We start from the raw sequence: 17,472 nt of genomic DNA, 5'->3' as shown, positions 1-17,472 counted from the left end.
GGAGAAAATCGGATTCGGGCGCGTTCTGGGCCGGCGCGCGACGGGCGCGGGGCGGCAAAACGTGCGCGGATCGGATCGGTCGGCCGGGCCGGCGGCATGCCGGCCCGGGCCGAAACCGGGCTGCGCGAGGGCCGCCCGGCAAGTGCGTGATGCTTAGTTCTTCAGCAGGTGGGCGACGCCGTCGCGCTCTTCGAGCAGCTCGGCCAGCGTGCCGTCCATCTTCTCGCGCGAGAACGCGTCGATTTCCAGGCCTTCGATGCGCTTGTACTCGCCGTTTTCGCACACGACCGGCACGCCGTAGATGATGTCTTCGGGGATGCCGTACGAGCCGTCCGACGGGATGCCCATCGTGACCCACTTGCCGTTCGTGCCGAGGACCCAGTCACGGACGTGGTCGATCGCCGCGTTGGCTGCCGACGCCGCCGACGACAGGCCGCGCGCTTCGATGATCGCCGCGCCGCGCTTGCCGACGGTCGGGATGAACGTGTCGCGGTTCCACACGTCGTCGTTGATCAGCTTCAGCAACGACTCGCCTTCGACGGTCGCGAAGCGGAAGTCGGGGTACATCGTCGGCGAGTGGTTGCCCCACACGGCGAGCTTCTCGATCGATGCGACCGGCTTGCCCGACTTTGCCGCGAGTTGCGACAGCGCGCGGTTGTGGTCGAGGCGCAGCATGGCCGTGAAGTTCTTCTTCGGCAGGTCCGGTGCCGACTTCATCGCGATGTACGCGTTGGTGTTCGCCGGGTTGCCGACGACCAGCACCTTCACGTCGCGGCTTGCGACTTCGTTCAGCGCAGCGCCCTGGACCGTGAAGATCTCTGCGTTCGCCGACAGCAGGTCCTTGCGCTCCATGCCCTTCGAGCGCGGACGTGCGCCGACCAGCAGTGCGACGTCTGCATCCTTGAATGCGACCTTCGGATCGTCGGTGATCACGACGCCCGCGAGCAGCGGGAACGCGCAATCGTCGAGTTCCATCACGACGCCTTTGACGGCGGCTTGGGCTTGCGGGAGGTCGAGCAGTTGCAGGATGACCGGCTGGTCCTTGCCGAGCAGGTCGCCGTTCGCGATGCGGAACAGCAGGGAGTAAGCGATTTGACCTGCGGCGCCGGTGACGGCAACGCGCTTTGCGGGCTTAGCCATTGAAAATCTCCAGGACGGGTGAAGCGGTGGACGCTAGGCAAAACGCCATTCTATGCGCGTTACGCGTAGCGTTGCATTGAAGCAGGGCGGAGGACTCGCGAAAGGCAGACGCGGTGAACCTGGAGACGGCCGTGGCACGTAGCCGGGGACGCGTTTTGCACCCGCGAACCCTTGCTCGCCCCGGAGTGTAGGAGCCGGCGGGCCCAAAGTCAAACGGTATCATATGTCTTATATAAGACAGATGTTTTGCTGAATTTGAGTGGACGGAAAAGCGCGGTTTGTGATGAAATGCGCGCCATGACATCGAACCAGGCGAACAACGCGAATCCGACCGGCGCAGGCGGCCCAGGGCAGCCGGGCGCGGGCGATTCCGCGCCGGCGCCTGCCGCTTCGCCGTCGCCGACCTTCAGTCCTTTATACCAGCAGATCAAGTCATTGATCACGCAGAGTCTCGAATCCGGTGAATGGAAGCCGGGCGAGATCATCCCGAGCGAAGTGGAGCTCGCGGCCCGTTACAAGGTCAGCCAGGGCACCGTTCGTAAGGCGATCGACGAACTGGCCGCCGAAAACCTCGTGGTCCGGCGGCAGGGCAAGGGTACGTTTGTTGCGACGCACAACGAGGATCGCGCGCAGTTCCGCTTCCTGCGCCTGCTGGCCGACGACGGTGCCGAGCATCCGCACGTGAGCCGCCTGCTCGAATGCCGGCGCCTGCGCGCGCCGGCCGAGATCGCGCGGCAGCTCGACCTGAAGCCGGCCGATCCGGTCGTGCAGGTGCGCCGCCTGCTGGAGTTCGAGAACGAAGTGACGGTGCTCGACGAGATCTGGCTGCCGGGCGCGATGTTCCGCGGGCTCACGTTCGAGCGGCTCAGCGAGTACAAGGGGCCGCTCTACGCGATGTTCGAGACGGAGTTCGGCACGCGGATGATCCGCGCGACGGAAAAGATTCGCGCGGTGGCGGCAGAGCCGGCGGTGGCCGACCTGCTGCACGTGCCGGCGGGTTTTCCGTTGCTGTCGGTCGAGCGCGTGTCCTATACATACGGAGACCGGCCGGTGGAAGTGCGACGCGGCTGGTATGTCACAACCGGGTATTACTATCAGAATGACTTGAGCTGACGACGTATCGGCACAAGCAGCGTGCATGCGCGTTTCACGCGTTCGCATAGCACGTATCGGGCCGCCTTTATTCTCGTTCGCGTAACGATCCAGAGCAGACTTTCGCTGCAGCGCGATATAAAAAGGCGCTAAAATTGCGGATTAGTGTGACAACATAGTAGGGGTCTAGCATGACTGACGCAGTAAGAAAGCCGAGGCCGGAATACCGGAACATCGGAATCGGCGACATCACGTTGAAATATCGCATGCCGCTGGCGGCGATATTGTCGATTCTCCACCGAGTCAGCGGCGCGCTGCTGTTCCTATTCCTGCCGTTCCTGCTGTTCCTCTTCGACCAGAGTCTCACCTCCGAGCTCAGCTTCGAAGTCTTCAAGGCTTTCCTCTCCAACATCGTCGTCAAGCTGATCGTCCTCGCGCTGTCCTGGGCGTTCCTCCACCATTTCTGCGCCGGCATTCGCCACCTGCTGATGGACGTCAACCACGACGCCGTCTCGAAGGAAGGCGGCAAGCGGACGGCCGTCGTCGTCTTTGTCGTCTCGATCGCGCTGACGATCGCCATGGCACTCAAACTGTTCGGAGCATTCTAAGAAAATGGCAGCCAACAACCGAATCGGCTCGAAGCGTCTCGTCGTCGGCGCTCACTACGGCCTGCGCGACTGGCTCGCGCAGCGCGTCACCGCCACGATCATGGCGGTCTACACGGTCATTCTGCTCGTCCTGTTCTTCGGCGCGCATGACTTCTCGTACGAAGGCTGGGCATCGATCTTCTCCGCGCAATGGATGAAGCTCGCAACCTTCGTGACGCTGCTTTCCCTCTTCTACCACGCATGGGTCGGCGTGCGCGACATCTGGATGGACTACGTGAAGCCCGTCGGTGTGCGCCTGCTGCTGCAATCGCTGACCATCGTCTGGCTGCTCGCATGTGCGGGCTACGCCGCGCAGATTCTCTGGAGAGTGTAAAGAATGGCTGCAATCAAAACTTCCCTGCCGCGCCGCAAGTTCGACGTGGTGATCGTCGGCGCGGGCGGCTCGGGCTTGCGCGCAGCGCTGCAACTGTCGCGTGCGGGCCTGTCGGTCGGCGTGCTGTCGAAGGTGTTCCCGACCCGTTCGCACACGGTGGCCGCACAGGGCGGCATCGGTGCATCGCTCGGCAACATGAGCGAAGACAACTGGCACTTCCACTTCTACGACACGATCAAGGGTTCCGACTGGCTCGGCGACCAGGACGCGATCGAGTTCATGTGCCGCGAAGCACCGAACGTCGTGTACGAACTGGAACACTTCGGCATGCCGTTCGACCGTAATGCGGACGGCACGATCTACCAGCGTCCGTTCGGCGGCCACACCGCGAACTACGGCGAGAAGCCGGTCCAGCGCGCTTGCGCGGCCGCCGACCGTACCGGTCACGCGCTGCTGCACACGCTGTACCAGCAGAACGTCGAAGCGAAGACGCAGTTCTTCGTCGAATGGATGGCGCTCGACCTGATCCGCGACGCGGAAGGCGACGTGCTCGGCGTGACGGCCCTCGAGATGGAGACGGGCGACGTCTACATCATGGAAGGCAAGACGACGCTGTTCGCGACGGGCGGTGCAGGCCGGATCTTCGCGGCATCGACCAACGCGTTCATCAACACCGGCGACGGCCTCGGCATGGCTGCGCGCTCGGGCATCGCGCTGCAGGACATGGAGTTCTGGCAGTTCCACCCGACCGGCGTGGCCGGCGCGGGTGTGCTGATCACCGAAGGCGTGCGCGGCGAAGGCGGTATCCTGCGCAACGCGAACGGCGAGCGCTTCATGGAACGCTACGCACCGACGCTGAAGGATCTGGCGCCGCGTGACTTCGTGTCGCGTTCGATGGACCAGGAAATCAAGGAAGGCCGCGGCGTGGGTCCGAACAAGGATCACGTGCTGCTCGACCTGTCGCACATCGGCGCCGAGACGATCATGAAGCGTCTGCCGTCGATCCGCGAAATCGCGCTGAAGTTCGCGAACGTCGACGCGATCAAGGAACCGATCCCGGTCGTCCCGACGATCCACTACCAGATGGGCGGCATCCCGACCAACATCCACGGTCAGGTCGTCGGCACGTCGCGCGGTCACAAGGATCCGGTCAACGGCTTCTACGCAGTGGGCGAATGCTCGTGCGTGTCCGTGCACGGCGCGAACCGCCTCGGCACGAACTCGCTGCTGGACCTCGTGGTGTTCGGCCGCGCAGCCGGCAACCACATCGTCGAGCACGTGAAGAACCAGAAGGAACACAAGCCGCTGCCGGCCGATGCAGGCGAATTCTCGCTGGCGCGCCTGGCGAAGCTCGAGAAGTCGAGCTCGGGCGAGTACACGCAGGACGTCGCGAACGACATCCGCTTGACGATGCAGAAGCACGCAGGCGTGTTCCGCACGTCGGCACTGCTGAAGGAAGGCGTCGACGAGATGGCCGGCCTGAAGGCCCGCGTGGAAAACATCCACCTGAAGGACAAGTCGAAGGTGTTCAACACCGCGCGCGTCGAAGCGCTCGAGCTGGAGAACCTGATCGAAGTGGCCCGCGCGACGATGGTGTCGGCGGAAGCGCGCAAGGAAAGCCGTGGCGCGCACGCCCACAGCGACTACGAACACCGCGACGACGACAACTGGCTGCGCCACACGCTGTGGTACAGCGAAGGCGATCGCCTCGACTACAAGCCGGTTCAAATGAAGCCGCTGACGGTCGACTCCGTGCCGCCGAAGCCGCGCACGTTCTAAGCCGAGTCAAAGGAATCCGAAATGGCAAAACGCATTTTTGAAGTCTACCGCTACGATCCGGACAAGGACGCGGCACCGCGCATGCAGACGTACGAGCTCGAGATCAAGCATGAACGCATGCTGCTCGACGCGCTGGTCAAGCTGAAGGCCGTGGACGAGACGCTGTCGTTCCGCCGTTCGTGCCGTGAAGGCGTGTGCGGTTCGGACGCGATGAACATCAACGGCAAGAACGGTCTCGCGTGCCTGACGAACCTGAACGACCTGCCGCAGAAGATCGTGCTGCGCCCGCTGCCGGGCCTGCCCGTCGTGCGCGACCTGATCGTCGACATGACGCACTTCTTCAACCAGTATCACTCGATCAAGCCGTACCTGATCAACGACGCGCCGCCGCCGGAGAAGGAACGCCTCCAGTCGCCGGAAGAGCGCGACGAGCTCGACGGCGTGTACGAGTGCATTCTGTGCGCGAGCTGCTCGACGTCGTGCCCGAGCTTCTGGTGGAACCCGGACAAGTTCGTCGGCCCGGCCGGCCTGCTGCAGGCTTACCGCTTCATCGCGGATAGCCGTGACACCGCCACCGGCGAGCGCCTCGACAACCTGGAAGACCCGTACCGTCTGTTCCGTTGCCATACGATCATGAACTGCGTCGACGTTTGCCCGAAGGGCCTGAACCCGACGAAGGCGATCGGCAAGATCAAGGAACTGATGGTTCGCCGCGCGGTTTAAAGTTCTGATGAGCGACGATTCGCATCAATCCGACCCGCACCGTCGCGCGCGCCTTCGCTGGCGCGCGCGGCGGGGTCTGCTGGAGAACGACATCGTATTCGAGCGTTTCTTCAGCAGATACGAGCATGACCTCACCGATGCAGACGTAGGCGCGTTGTCGCGCCTGCTCGATCTGAGCGACAACGACCTGATGGACTTGCTCCTCGCGCGCAAGGAACCAGAGGGCGACCTAGACAGCCCGGACATTCACCGGCTGTTGGAGATGCTGCGCAACGTGTAACGCGTTACGCCCGTTATCGAATCCCGTTTCTTTATTTCGATTGAGGATGTGCCATGACTCCGTCTGATGTTAAAGCCACGCTATCGTTCAGCGACAACTCGCCGAGCGTCGAAATGCCGATCTACAAGGGGACGATGGGCCCGGACGTGATCGACATCCGCAAGCTGTACGGCCAAACCGGCAAGTTCACTTACGACCCGGGCTTCATGTCGACGGCAGCTTGTAATTCGGCGATCACGTACATCGACGGCGACAAGGGCGAACTGCTGTACCGCGGCTATCCGATCGACAACCTCGCGCAGAACGCCGACTTCCTCGAGTCCTGCTACCTGCTGCTGAAGGGCGAGCTGCCGAATGCAGCGCAGAAGAAGGAATTCGTCGACACCGTCACGAAGCATACGATGGTGCACGAGCAGATGCACTTCTTCTTCCGCGGCTTCCGCCGCGACGCGCACCCGATGGCGGTGCTGGTGGCGGCCGTCGGCGCGCTGTCGGCGTTCTATCACGACTCGCTCGACATCAACGACCCGCGTCACCGCGAAGTGTCGGCGATCCGCATGATCGCGAAGCTGCCGACGCTCGTCGCGATGGCATACAAGTTCAGCATCGGCCAGCCGTTCGTTTATCCGAAGAACGAACTGTCGTACAGCGCGAACTTCATGCACATGATGTTCTCGAACCCGTGCGAAGAGTACAAGGTCAACGACGTGCTCGTCCGCGCACTCGACCGCATTCTGATCCTGCACGCCGACCACGAGCAGAACGCATCGACGTCGACGGTCCGCCTGGCCGGCTCGTCGGGCGCGAACCCGTTCGCGTGTATCGCTGCCGGTATCGCATGTCTGTGGGGCCCGGCGCACGGTGGTGCGAACGAAGCCGCGCTGAACATGCTCGAGCAGATCGGTTCGCCGGACAACATCCCCGAATTCATCAAGCAGGTGAAGGACAAGAATTCGGGCGTGAAGCTGATGGGCTTCGGTCACCGCGTGTACAAGAACTACGACCCGCGTGCGAAGCTGATGCGCGAAACGTGCTACGAAGTGCTGAACGAGCTGGGCCTGCACGACGACCCGCTGTTCAAGCTCGCGATGCAGCTCGAGAAGATCGCGCTGGAAGACGAATACTTCGTGTCGCGCAAGCTGTACCCGAACGTCGACTTCTACTCGGGTATCGTTCAGCGCGCGCTGGGCATCCCGACGTCGATGTTCACATGTATCTTCGCGATGGCACGTACGGTCGGCTGGATCGCACAGTGGAACGAAATGATTGCGGATCCGGAGCAGAAGATCGGCCGTCCGCGTCAGCTGTTCATCGGCGACACGCCGCGCGAAGCGAAGCCGCTCAACGCACGTTAAGTCGTGCGCGGCACGAGCGGCCGTCAGGCCGCTCGCGTCCGGCAATCGCAACGCCTCGACACCCCGGTGGGTTATCCCGCCGGGGTGTTTTCATTTGCGCGGCCCGGATTCGCCCGATCCGATGCGGCGTTCCAGCGACGGCGGCCGCGTATCGAGCGGCGGCGCGTCGGCATCGGGTGCGCGGCCGTGTTGCGCGAAGAACTGCCGGTATGCGCCGGGCGTCATCCCGCGCGCGGCGAGGAATTGGCGGTTGAAGTTCGCGGCGTTCGGAATGCCGCAGCGCGCGGCCACCGTCGCAATCGGCCAGTCGGTGCCGACCAGGTGGCGGCACGCATGCGCGAGCCGCAGCCGCTGCACGTAGCGGCCGACGCTTTCGCCGAGGTGCCGCACGAACAGCCGCTGCAGCGTGCGTTCGGACATGTGCGCGACGGCAGCGAGCGCGTCGATGCGCAGCGGCTCGTGGAAGTGCCGGTCGATCGCGTCGAGCACGCGATCGAGGCGCTCGGCCTCAGGCGCGACCGAGTCGGCCGATGGCGGCGTTGCGTCGGGCCGATCGTAGGCCTGCGCGGTCGCAAGCGGCTCGCCGCCGGCTTCCGCGAGATCGGCGAGCGTGTCGAGTGCGGCCGCGAGGCGCACGCGCGGCGATGAGTCGAGCAACTGCGGCAGTCGCGCGCGCATCGCGCGGGCCGTGTCCGCATCGAAGTGCAGGCCCGGCGCCGCGCGCCGCAGCAGCGAGCGCAACGATGCATACTCGGGGCAGCAGTCGGCCACGCGTCGCGCCCAGTCGCCATCGAACCAGACGACGAGCGCCACTTCGGGCGCCTCGCGATCGATGCGTGCGTTCGACGACCACGTATGCGGCAGGTTGGGCGGCACGAGCACCAGATCGTCGTCCGCGTAGCGGGCGACATGATCGCCGATGAAGCGCTGGCCGCGGCTGTTCAGCGTCAGCGTCAGTTCGTACTCGGGATGGCGATGCCATTCGAACGGAATGCGCGCGAGCTGGCGGTGGTACACGCGGATCGAACAGCCGGAGGCGAACGTCACGTGCTCGTACTGCGGTTTCATCGCTTGGCCTCCCGGTCCAGCGCGGCACCGCGCCGTGGCATGATCGTGATCGATCGTCACGACGGAGCGATGCCATGTTTTCACATGTTTGCGTAGGCGTCAGCGATACCGCGCGCGCGTACGACTTCTATGCGCCGCTGTTCGCGGAACTCGGACTGCGTCTGAAGTTCAGCGAACCGGACGGCTGGTCGGGCTGGATGCCTGCCGATACTGACCGACCGCTGTTTTTCTTCGGACGGCCGCTCGACGGCCGCGCGCCGGAACCGGGCAATGGCCATACGATCGCATTCGCCGCGCTGACGCGCGCGCAGGTCGACCGCTGCCATGCGCTTGCACGGCGGCAAGGCGGCACCTGTGAAGGGCCGCCGGGCCTGCGGCCTCACTATCATCCCGACTACTACGGCGCGTATTTTCGCGACCCGGACGGCAACAAGCTGTGCGTGGTCTGCCATCGTCCCGAGTAGCGAGTGGTTGTCAGGATTGTATCGATTCTTGACCGGATAGTGTCGATGGTAGCCGGGCGTCGGCCGTACGCTGAGTGCTCGTCACGACACGATTCAACGAGGAGACAGCGATGCACCTGACGATTGACGATCTGCCGGCCGCGATTTGCACGGCGAAAAGGGCGCTGCGCGCCGATCTGCCCGGTTACACGGCCACGTTTCGCGAGCTGGAGGGCGATATCGCGCGGCAGGTCGACGCGATCCGCCGCGCGCACGCGCACGGCCATGACGTGATTCCGGTGCTGCGGTTCGCGGATATTGCGAACGGCACCGTCGATCCGCAGGCGATGGCCTCGATCCGCACGCACGGTGCGGCGGTGATCCGCGGCGTGTTCGACGCGCAGCAGGCGCGCGACTGGAACGACGAGATCGGCGTCTACCTGGATACGAACCGCTTCGCCGAGCGGCTGGATGCGCGCGCCGAGGACCGCTACTTCGGCAACCTTGTGTCGGGCAAGCCGCAGATCTACGGCGTCTACTGGTCGAAGCCGCAGGTGGCCGCACGCCAGTCGCCGGCACTCACGCAGGCGCGCGTGTTCCTGAACCGTCTGTGGCGCCATGCGGACGGCGCGCGCAGGCATTTCGATCCGGACCAGGTGCCAGCCTACGCGGACCGGATCCGCCGCCGGCCGCCGGGCTCGACGTCGCTCGGGTTGTCGCCGCATGTGGACGGCGGTTCGGTCGAGCGCTGGCTCGGCGCGAATTTCCGGCAGGTCTATCGTCACGTGCTGGCCGGTCGCTGGCGCGATTACGACCCGTTCGACGCCGCGTTCCGCCCCGACGTCGAGGAAATTCCGTCGCCGGCTGTATGCTCGATGTTCCGCACGTTCCAGGGCTGGACCGCGCTGACGCCGCAAGGGCCCGGCGACGGCACGCTGCAGCTGATCCCGGTCGCGAACGCGATGGCGTACGTCGTGCTGCGCGCGCTGCAGGACGATGTCGCCGACGACGACCTGTGTGGCGCGCGCCCGGGCCGTGCGCTGTCGATCCTGCCCGAATGGCATGCGCTGCTGCTCGACGCGCTGGTGCCGATTCCGCACATGGAGCCGGGCGACGCGGTGTTCTGGCACGGCGACGTCGTGCACGCGGTCGAGGATGTGCATCGCGGCAGCGGCGACAGCAATGTGATGTACATCGCGGCCGCGCCCGGTTGCGCGAAGAACGGCGCATACCTGCAGCGCCAGCGGCTCGCGTTCCTGCGCGGCGACAGCCCGCCCGATTTCCCGGCCGATCATTTCGAGGTCGAATTCGACGGACGTGGAGGCGAGGGCGATCTCACGGCGCCTGGCCGGGCGCAAATGGGGTTCGAGCCCGTCGCTGCATGACGGTTGCCGCGGCCGTGTCGGCCGCTCCGGCACCCCGGGAGCGGCCGTTTGCAGCGCTTGCGCCGGCCGTTTGCCGAATCCGCTGCGTATCGCCTGCAATTCGACGCGATCGGCTGCGGGCGTGCCCGAAATCGACGCGAATTGCGCAATTTGGCTTCCGATAATGGTCCGGACACAACGCAGCTGGCCCGTGCACCGCGCGGGGCAGCGTGACCATGGAGGAGTCGATGCAATTCACGCAAGCGATCGTTCGCCGTCCCGCGCCGTCCTGCGGCGCGGGTCTCACCACCGCCACGCTCGGCGCGCCCGACTACGACAAGACGCTCACGCAGTTCCACGCATACTGCGGCGCGCTGCGCGGGCTCGGCGTCGAGCTGACCGAACTGCCGCCGCTGGACGCGTTCCCCGATTCGCATTTCGTCGAGGACGTCGCCGTCGTCACGCCCGAATTCGCGGTGATCACGCGCCCCGGAGCGCCCGCGCGGCGCGGCGAGACGGTGCACATCGAAGCGGCGCTCGGCGCGCATCGCGACCTGCTGCCGATGCAGGACGGCCGTCTCGACGGCGGCGACGTGATGCTGGTCGGCAAGCGCTTCTATATCGGCCTGACGGGCCGCACCGACGCCGAGGGCATCGCCGCGTTCGAATCGCTGGTGTCGCGCTACGGCTATTCGGTCGTGGCAGTGCCGGTGGGTGCCGGCCTGCATCTCAAGTCGGTCGTCAACGCGCTCGGCGACGACACGCTGCTCGTGACCGAGGCGCTGGCCGCGCATCCGGCGTTCGCCGACTATCGCCGGATCGCGATTTCGGCCGCCGACGAATACGCGGGCAACACGCTGCGCGTGAACGGTACGCTGATCACGCCGGCCGGCTATCCGCGCGTGCACGACGCGATCGGCACGCTCGGGCTGCCGCTGCACGTGATCGACACGAGCGAGTTCCGCAAGATGGACGGCGGCCTGACCTGCCTGTCGCTGCGGTTCTAGCCGATTGGCGCGCGGCCGCTTCGGCCGGATAATGTGGCCCCCGCGCGGAAAGGGACGAAACGCTCCGCGCACCAGCTACGACCCGACCGGAGCGAACGCGGATGACCGACAAGAAGATGCAGCTCGACAAGATCGATCTCCGGATCCTCGACATCCTGCGCACCGACGGACGGATTTCGTACCGGAAACTGTCGGAGCTTGTGAACCTCACGCCGCGCCCGTGCCAGGCGCGCGTGGAGCGGCTCGAGGCGCTCGGCGTGATCGAAGGCTACCGCGCGGTGATCAAGGCGCCGCGCGCGACCAAGCCGATCGTCGTGATCGCGCAGATCGTGCTGGCCGATCACGGGCGTTCGCAGGCGCCGTTCGAAGACGAGATGCGGACCAATCCGGCCGTGCTCGATTGCTGGCTCGTCAGCGGCACGTTCGATTTTCTCGTGCGGCTCGCGTGCGAGGATCTCGACGAATATCGGCGGATCGCGAACGTGTGGCTGGAAAGCCCGCGGTTCCGGATCGAGAAGATCGTGACGACGGCCGAGCTCCAGGCGATCAAGCGTAGCGTCGTCTGACGCCGCAGTGTGCGTCCGGGCCGCAGGCATCGAACGCGCGACCCGGCGGGCAGGACCGGTTTTCGATGCGAATAACCGGGCCGATCGATTGGTATTCCGAATCAATTCGAGCGGCCCGAATCCAATCAGGGTGAACACTATGGATGCTTTGCAAGCGGCAGGGGAGACACCCGCGCCGTCCGGGACGGCGCTCAAGCGCCGGCTGCAGAGCCGCCACATCGCGATGATCGCGATCGGCGGTTCGATCGGCACGGGGCTGTTCGTTGCATCGGGGGCGTCGGTCGCGCAGGCGGGGCCGGGTGGCGCGATCGCCGCGTATATCGCGATCGGGCTGATGGTCTATTTCGTCGTCACCGGGCTCGGCGAGATGGCCGCGCTGATGCCGGTGTCGGGTTCGTTCGCGATCTACGGCGAGAAATACGTCGACGCGGGCTTCGGTGTCGCGCTCGGCTGGACCTACTGGTACAGCTGGGCCGTGACGATCGCGATCGAACTGGTCGCCGGGCAGATCGTGATGCGCTACTGGTTCCCGACCGTGCCTGGCATCTGGTGGGGCGCGGGCTTCCTCGTGCTGATCTTCCTGCTGAATACGCTGTCGGTGCGCGGCTTTGGCGAATCGGAGTACTGGTTCTCGCTGATCAAGGTCGTCACCGTGGTCGCGTTCATCGCGGCCGGGCTGCTGATCGCGGCCGGCCTGATCGGGAACGGGCATCCGGTCGGCTTGCGCAACTTCAGGACCGACGACGCGCCGTTCGTCGGCGGCGTGCACGCGATGATGAGCGTCGCGCTGATCGCGGGCTTCTCGTTTCTCGGCACCGAGCTGGTCGGGATCACGGCCGGCGAATCGGAAAACCCGCGCAAGACGATCCCGCGTGCGGTGAAGCAGATCTTCTGGCGGATCATGCTGTTCTACGTGCTCGCGATCTTCGTGATCGGCCTGCTGGTGCCGTACACCGATCCGAACCTGCTCAAGAGCGACGTGACCGACATCGGCGTGAGCCCGTTTACGCTCGTGTTCAGTCATGCCGGCTTTCGACTCGCGGCCGACGCGATGAACCTGGTGATCCTGACGGCCGTGCTGTCGGCCGGCAATTCCGGTACGTATGCGGCCACGCGGATGCTGCACAACCTCGCGGCGGAAGGCCGTGCGCCCGCGATGTTCGCGACGCTGTCGCCGGGCGGCGTGCCGCGCAATGCGCTGTACGCGACGATGGCGGTGGGCGGGCTGTGCTTTCTCACGTCGCTGACCAACAACCAGCGCATCTATCTGTGGCTGCTCAATACGGTCGGCATCACGGGCTTCATCGCGTGGCTCGGCATCGCGGTCTGTCATTACCGGTTCCGCAAGGGCTTCCTGAAGCAGGGCTACCGGCTCGAGCAACTGCCGTACCGCGCGAAGTGGTTCCCGTTCGGGCCGCTGTTCGCGATCGCGATCTGTATCGTGATTTCGCTCGGGCAGGACTACCAGGCGTTCTTCGCGACACGTATCGACTGGATGGAAGTGCTGTCGATCTATGTGTGGATCCCGCTGTTCGTCGCGATCTGGTGGGCGTATCGCCGCGCGCGCAAGAGCCGGCTCGTGCGGTACGAGGAGATGGATATCGGGCCGTGGCTGACGCGGTCGGTCGAGGCCGTCGACGCGACGGCCACGCGGCACGGGCAGCCGCGCTGAGCGTCGGGTGGTGAAAGCGCGGTGATGGGGCCGGCTCGCGCAACGCAGCCGGCTGTGCTGAAGCGGGCGCGAGTCGGGCGAGGTCACGCGGTCCGACCTCGCGGCGCGGCGCTCGACGGCCGTGTTTCGGCGCGAGGCGGATGGCCTGATCGTATGGCGCCAACTGCACGAGACGCCGGACGGCGCCTGAACCGCCGCTACTTGTCCAGCTCCGGATAGTGCCGGAAGATTCCCATGTCGTTGAACGGAATGCGGCGCTCGGACTCGAGATAACGCGCGACGCTCGGATGTTCTGCTACGCGATCGTGCAGGTCGACGAGCCCGGCGACCTTGCGCTCCGCGCGCTTCGTCGCCTTCGGAAACGCGTAGCGCAGGCCTTCGATCAGTTGGAATATCGACAGGTCCGCGTAACTGAGCGCGCTGCCGGCGATATAACCGCTCTTGTGCGGATTCTGTGCGAGCACGCGATCGAAGTAGCCGAGAAATTTCGGCAGCCGGTGCGCGAGGAAATCGGCCGCGCGCTCGGCGGCCTCCGCCTTCTGGTCCTCGTAGTAGAGGCCGCTGCCGATCGGGTGGTGCGTGTCGTGGATCTCGGTGACGAAATCGGCGACGGTCAGCTGGAGCTGATGTACCCACAGCCGCCCGGCTTCGTCGTCGGGCGCGAGCCCCAGCCGCGCGCCGAGAAACAGCAGGATGTTCGCGGTGTGCCCGACGACGACGTCGCCGGCCTTCAGGAACGGCGGCGCGAACGGCACGCACTCGGCTTTCGTGCTGTCCATCATGTGCATCATCGCCGACACGCCCATGCCGCGCCCCGATTCGCGCGCGACGTCGACATAGTCGGCCTCGGCCGCCTCGAGCGCGAGCCGCACGTATTCGCCGCGGCCCTGGATCTCGGGCCAGTAATAGAGTTCATATCGCATGCTGTTCTCCAGTCCGGTCGATGCGGCGAACGATACGCGCATCGCGATGGCGGGGAGGGCGGCCGTGCGCCGCCCGTTGCGAATAGACAGTCTAGGGGATCGTGCTGGAAGTGCGGTGCCTGCCGCGCGTCATGTGCCGCGCTCGCCGCGTTCGCCGCCTTCCGGGCCGTAGAAGAACACCCAGGTCGAGAAGTCGTCGGAGAAGCCGACGAAGCGGTGCGCCGCGAACGCGGGCACGAACAGCACGTCGCCGGCCGCGACGCCGCATTCGCGCCCGTCGACGACGAACCGCGACGTGCCCGCGGCGATCACGTAGACCTCGTCGCGGGTATGCGGCGTTTGGAGATCCTCGCCGCGCGGCCGGTACAACTCGATGTCGAGCGTGCCGTGGCGAAACAGCGTCGTGAACAGCGTGCCTTCGTCGTCGAGGTGGGCGAGCGATTCGTTGATGCCGAGCTTCATCGTCATGGGCTCCGGGTCCGGATCGTGGGGATGTTCAGACGTGCGTCGTCCCATCGTATGCCGGAATCCGGCCCGGTGTGAACCTCGCGATCGCGAGGGCGTCGCCGCGCCCGGTGCGTCCCGTTTGCCGGGTAATGCCGATACAGGTATTGGCACTACCTGCCAAACCACTGTTTTTAATGGGTTTTTTCGAGCGGGGCCTGCGCCATGGCGCATTCTGCGTGGCATAATCGACCGCATCCCGCAAGGCTTGTAGTCACAACGACCCCGCATACCCATGGCACAGACTCTCTACGACAAACTGTGGAACACCCACGTGGTCCACACCGAGGACGACGGCACGGCATTGCTCTACATCGACCGTCAACTGCTGCACGAAGTCACGAGCCCGCAGGCATTCGAAGGGCTGAACGTCGCGCACCGTCCGGTGTGGCGCATCAGCGCGAACCTGGCCGTGTCGGACCACAACGTGCCGACCACGGATCGCAGCCACGGCATTGCCGATCCGGTCTCGAAGCTGCAGGTCGACACGCTCGACGCGAACTGCGATGCGTTCGGCATCACGCAGTTCAAGATGAACGACGTGCGCCAGGGCATCGTGCACATCATCGGGCCGGAGCAGGGCGCGACGCTGCCGGGCATGACGATCGTCTGCGGCGATTCGCACACGTCGACGCACGGCGCGTTCGGCGCGCTCGCGCACGGCATCGGCACGTCGGAAGTCGAGCACGTGCTCGCGACGCAAACGCTGCTGCAGAAAAAGAGCAAGAACATGCTCGTGAAGGTCGAGGGCGCACTGCCGCGCGGCTGTACCGCGAAGGACATCGTGCTCGCGATCATCGGCAAGATCGGCACGGCCGGCGGCACGGGTTACGCGATCGAATTCGGCGGCTCGACGATCCGCGCGCTGACGATGGAAGGCCGGATGACCGTCTGCAACATGGCGATCGAAGCCGGCGCGCGCGCGGGCATGGTTGCCGTCGACGATACGACGATCGACTACCTGAAGGGCCGTCCGTTCGTGCCGACCGGCGCGGAATGGGATCAGGCCGTCGAGTACTGGCGCGAATTCAAGTCCGACGAAGGCGCGCAGTTCGACCGCGTCGTCGAGCTGAACGCGGCCGAGATCGTCCCGCAGGTCACGTGGGGTACGTCGCCGGAAATGGTCACGTCGATCGACGGTCGCGTGCCGGATCCCGAGCGCGAGAAGGATCCGGTCAAGCGCGATGCGATGGAGCGCGCGCTGGCCTACATGGCGCTCGAGCCGAACACGCCGATCGAGTCGATCAAGGTCGACAAGATCTTCATCGGTTCGTGCACGAATGCTCGCATCGAGGACATCCGCGCGGCTGCGTATGTCGTGAAGAAGCTGAACCGTCGCATCGCATCGAACGTGCGGCTCGCGATGGTCGTGCCGGGCTCGGGCCTCGTGAAGGCGCAGGCCGAGCGCGAAGGGCTCGACAAGGTGTTCACGGATGCCGGTTTCGAATGGCGCGAGCCGGGCTGCTCGATGTGCCTCGCGATGAACGCCGACCGGCTCGATCCGGGCGAGCGCTGCGCATCGACGTCGAACCGCAACTTCGAAGGCCGGCAGGGCGCGGGCGGTCGCACGCACCTCGTGAGCCCCGCGATGGCGGCGGCGGCGGCGATCGAAGGCCACTTCGTCGACATTCGCAAGCTGGGGTAACGCGTGACGGCAGCGAAGCTCATCGCGCGGCTGGTTGCCGCGCTGGCGCTCGCGGGGCTGGGCTTCGGCCTTGCGGGCTGCAATACCGTCCGAGGCTTCGGCGAGGACGTCAATGCCGCCGGCAACGCACTGCAGCGCGCCGCGGACTGACGCCCGCCGAGAATTTGTCGATGTGCGCCGGCTGAATGCCGGCCCTTCAACCGGATAGACGGATCATGGAAAAATTCACTGTGCATACCGGCGTCGTGGCGCCGCTCGATCGCGAGAACGTCGACACCGACGCGATCATCCCGAAGCAGTTCCTGAAGTCGATCAAGCGCACGGGCTTCGGTCCGAACGCGTTCGACGAATGGCGTTACCTCGACCACGGCGAGCCGGGCCAGGACAACTCGAAGCGCCCGCTGAACCCGGACTTCGTGCTGAACCAGCCGCGCTACCAGGGCGCATCGGTGCTGCTCGCACGCAAGAACTTCGGCTGCGGCAGCTCGCGCGAGCACGCGCCGTGGGCGCTGCAGCAGTACGGCTTCCGCGCGATCATCGCGCCGAGCTTTGCCGACATCTTCTTCAACAACTGCTACAAGAACGGGCTGCTGCCGATCGTGCTGACCGAGCAGCAGGTCGATCATCTGTTCAATGAAACGGTCGCGTTCAACGGCTTCGAGGTAACGATCGATCTCGACACGCAGGTCGTGCGCACGGGCGACGGCCGCGAGTATCCGTTCGAGATCACCGCGTTCCGCAAGTACTGCCTGCTGAACGGCTTCGACGACATCGGCCTGACGCTGCGTCACGCGGACAAGATCCGCCAGTTCGAAGCCGAGCGGCTCGCGAAGCAGCCGTGGCTCAACAACAAGCTGGTCGGCTGAGATTGCCTTTCGGGCGGGCGCGCCAGGGGCGCGCTCGCCGGCCTGCCTCCATAAAACCTACCCA

19 protein-coding genes are annotated in these 17,472 nt (G+C 65.4%); 15 read left to right on the top strand and 4 right to left on the bottom strand.

Annotated elements, in window-relative coordinates; genetic code table 11:
* Positions 1-153: 153 nt before the first annotated feature.
* Positions 154-1,140: a malate dehydrogenase gene (locus DIE15_RS03550; protein WP_014899969.1), complete on the bottom strand. Its 987-nt coding sequence runs from the start codon at positions 1,138-1,140 to the stop codon at positions 154-156.
* A gap of 288 nt (positions 1,141-1,428) precedes the next feature.
* On the opposite strand from DIE15_RS03550, the gene DIE15_RS03545 reads away from it, so the two are divergent.
* The 7 genes from DIE15_RS03545 to gltA all read left to right on the top strand — a co-directional run bounded on the left by DIE15_RS03545 (position 1,429) and on the right by gltA (position 7,350).
* Positions 1,429-2,253, top strand: a complete 825-nt coding sequence (locus tag DIE15_RS03545; protein WP_082664540.1) for a GntR family transcriptional regulator — start codon at positions 1,429-1,431, stop codon at positions 2,251-2,253.
* Positions 2,254-2,423: 170 nt separating this feature from the next.
* Complete coding sequence (gene sdhC / locus DIE15_RS03540; protein WP_012365678.1) at positions 2,424-2,840, top strand: succinate dehydrogenase, cytochrome b556 subunit; 417 nt, start codon at positions 2,424-2,426, stop codon at positions 2,838-2,840.
* Positions 2,841-2,844: 4 nt separating this feature from the next.
* A complete protein-coding gene (sdhD, locus tag DIE15_RS03535; RefSeq protein ID WP_006399546.1) occupies positions 2,845-3,213 on the top strand; it encodes a succinate dehydrogenase, hydrophobic membrane anchor protein in 369 nt (122 codons plus the stop codon).
* Between the two features lie 3 nt (positions 3,214-3,216).
* The gene (gene sdhA, locus DIE15_RS03530) at positions 3,217-4,992 is read left to right on the top strand and encodes a succinate dehydrogenase flavoprotein subunit (protein WP_124832400.1); all 1,776 of its coding nucleotides are present in this window, start codon (positions 3,217-3,219) and stop codon (positions 4,990-4,992) included.
* A 21-nt stretch (positions 4,993-5,013) separates the two neighbouring features.
* Positions 5,014-5,715: a succinate dehydrogenase iron-sulfur subunit gene (locus DIE15_RS03525; RefSeq protein WP_038570896.1), complete on the top strand. Its 702-nt coding sequence runs from the start codon at positions 5,014-5,016 to the stop codon at positions 5,713-5,715.
* Between the two features lie 7 nt (positions 5,716-5,722).
* On the top strand, positions 5,723-5,995 hold the full coding sequence (locus tag DIE15_RS03520; RefSeq protein WP_057923949.1) for a succinate dehydrogenase assembly factor 2: 273 nt from the start codon (positions 5,723-5,725) through the stop codon (positions 5,993-5,995).
* A 53-nt stretch (positions 5,996-6,048) separates the two neighbouring features.
* Positions 6,049-7,350 carry a citrate synthase gene (gltA, locus tag DIE15_RS03515; RefSeq protein WP_050011289.1) on the top strand — a complete coding sequence of 434 codons (1,302 nt, stop codon included), beginning with the start codon at positions 6,049-6,051 and terminating at the stop codon, positions 7,348-7,350.
* A gap of 90 nt (positions 7,351-7,440) precedes the next feature.
* Here gltA and DIE15_RS03510 read toward each other — a convergent pair whose 3' ends face one another.
* Positions 7,441-8,418 (bottom strand): AraC family transcriptional regulator, encoded by a 978-nt coding sequence (locus DIE15_RS03510; RefSeq protein WP_124832399.1) that lies wholly within the window; start codon positions 8,416-8,418, stop codon positions 7,441-7,443.
* A 74-nt stretch (positions 8,419-8,492) separates the two neighbouring features.
* Between DIE15_RS03510 and DIE15_RS03505 the strand changes: the two genes are divergently transcribed.
* The 5 genes from DIE15_RS03505 (at position 8,493) to DIE15_RS03485 (ending at position 13,470) form a co-directional block, all read left to right on the top strand.
* Positions 8,493-8,882 carry a VOC family protein gene (locus tag DIE15_RS03505; protein WP_057923948.1) on the top strand — a complete coding sequence of 130 codons (390 nt, stop codon included), beginning with the start codon at positions 8,493-8,495 and terminating at the stop codon, positions 8,880-8,882.
* Between the two features lie 110 nt (positions 8,883-8,992).
* On the top strand, positions 8,993-10,246 hold the full coding sequence (locus DIE15_RS03500) for a DUF1479 domain-containing protein (RefSeq protein WP_124832398.1): 1,254 nt from the start codon (positions 8,993-8,995) through the stop codon (positions 10,244-10,246).
* A 227-nt stretch (positions 10,247-10,473) separates the two neighbouring features.
* Entirely contained in the window at positions 10,474-11,232 is a 759-nt protein-coding gene (locus DIE15_RS03495; protein WP_124832397.1) for a dimethylarginine dimethylaminohydrolase family protein, read from the top strand.
* Positions 11,233-11,333: 101 nt separating this feature from the next.
* Positions 11,334-11,798: an Lrp/AsnC family transcriptional regulator gene (locus DIE15_RS03490; protein WP_124659964.1), complete on the top strand. Its 465-nt coding sequence runs from the start codon at positions 11,334-11,336 to the stop codon at positions 11,796-11,798.
* A 139-nt stretch (positions 11,799-11,937) separates the two neighbouring features.
* Positions 11,938-13,470: an amino acid permease gene (locus tag DIE15_RS03485; protein WP_124832396.1), complete on the top strand. Its 1,533-nt coding sequence runs from the start codon at positions 11,938-11,940 to the stop codon at positions 13,468-13,470.
* Positions 13,471-13,667: 197 nt separating this feature from the next.
* Here the strand turns inward: DIE15_RS03485 and DIE15_RS03475 are convergent, their stop codons facing one another.
* Together DIE15_RS03475 and DIE15_RS03470 are read right to left on the bottom strand one after the other, a co-directional pair.
* On the bottom strand, positions 13,668-14,393 hold the full coding sequence (locus DIE15_RS03475) for a glutathione S-transferase (protein WP_124832395.1): 726 nt from the start codon (positions 14,391-14,393) through the stop codon (positions 13,668-13,670).
* 129 nt (positions 14,394-14,522) lie between these two features.
* Positions 14,523-14,855, bottom strand: coding sequence for a cupin domain-containing protein (locus tag DIE15_RS03470; protein ID WP_124832543.1), 333 nt, complete (start codon positions 14,853-14,855; stop codon positions 14,523-14,525).
* 277 nt (positions 14,856-15,132) lie between these two features.
* Between DIE15_RS03470 and leuC the strand changes: the two genes are divergently transcribed.
* The 3 genes from leuC to leuD all read left to right on the top strand — a co-directional run bounded on the left by leuC (position 15,133) and on the right by leuD (position 17,408).
* A complete protein-coding gene (gene leuC / locus DIE15_RS03465; protein ID WP_057923944.1) occupies positions 15,133-16,542 on the top strand; it encodes a 3-isopropylmalate dehydratase large subunit in 1,410 nt (469 codons plus the stop codon).
* Positions 16,543-16,545: 3 nt separating this feature from the next.
* Positions 16,546-16,692, top strand: coding sequence for an entericidin A/B family lipoprotein (locus DIE15_RS03460; RefSeq protein WP_057923943.1), 147 nt, complete (start codon positions 16,546-16,548; stop codon positions 16,690-16,692).
* A gap of 65 nt (positions 16,693-16,757) precedes the next feature.
* Positions 16,758-17,408, top strand: a complete 651-nt coding sequence (gene leuD / locus DIE15_RS03455; RefSeq protein ID WP_057923942.1) for a 3-isopropylmalate dehydratase small subunit — start codon at positions 16,758-16,760, stop codon at positions 17,406-17,408.
* Positions 17,409-17,472 lie beyond the last annotated feature (64 nt).

Source organism: Burkholderia sp. Bp9031 (assembly GCF_003857965.1).
In the GTDB taxonomy this organism is placed as follows: Bacteria; Pseudomonadota; Gammaproteobacteria; order Burkholderiales; family Burkholderiaceae; genus Burkholderia; species Burkholderia ambifaria_A.
The sequence above is the reverse complement of the archived record's forward strand: the minus strand, read 5'-3'. Positions and strand labels throughout refer to the sequence as shown.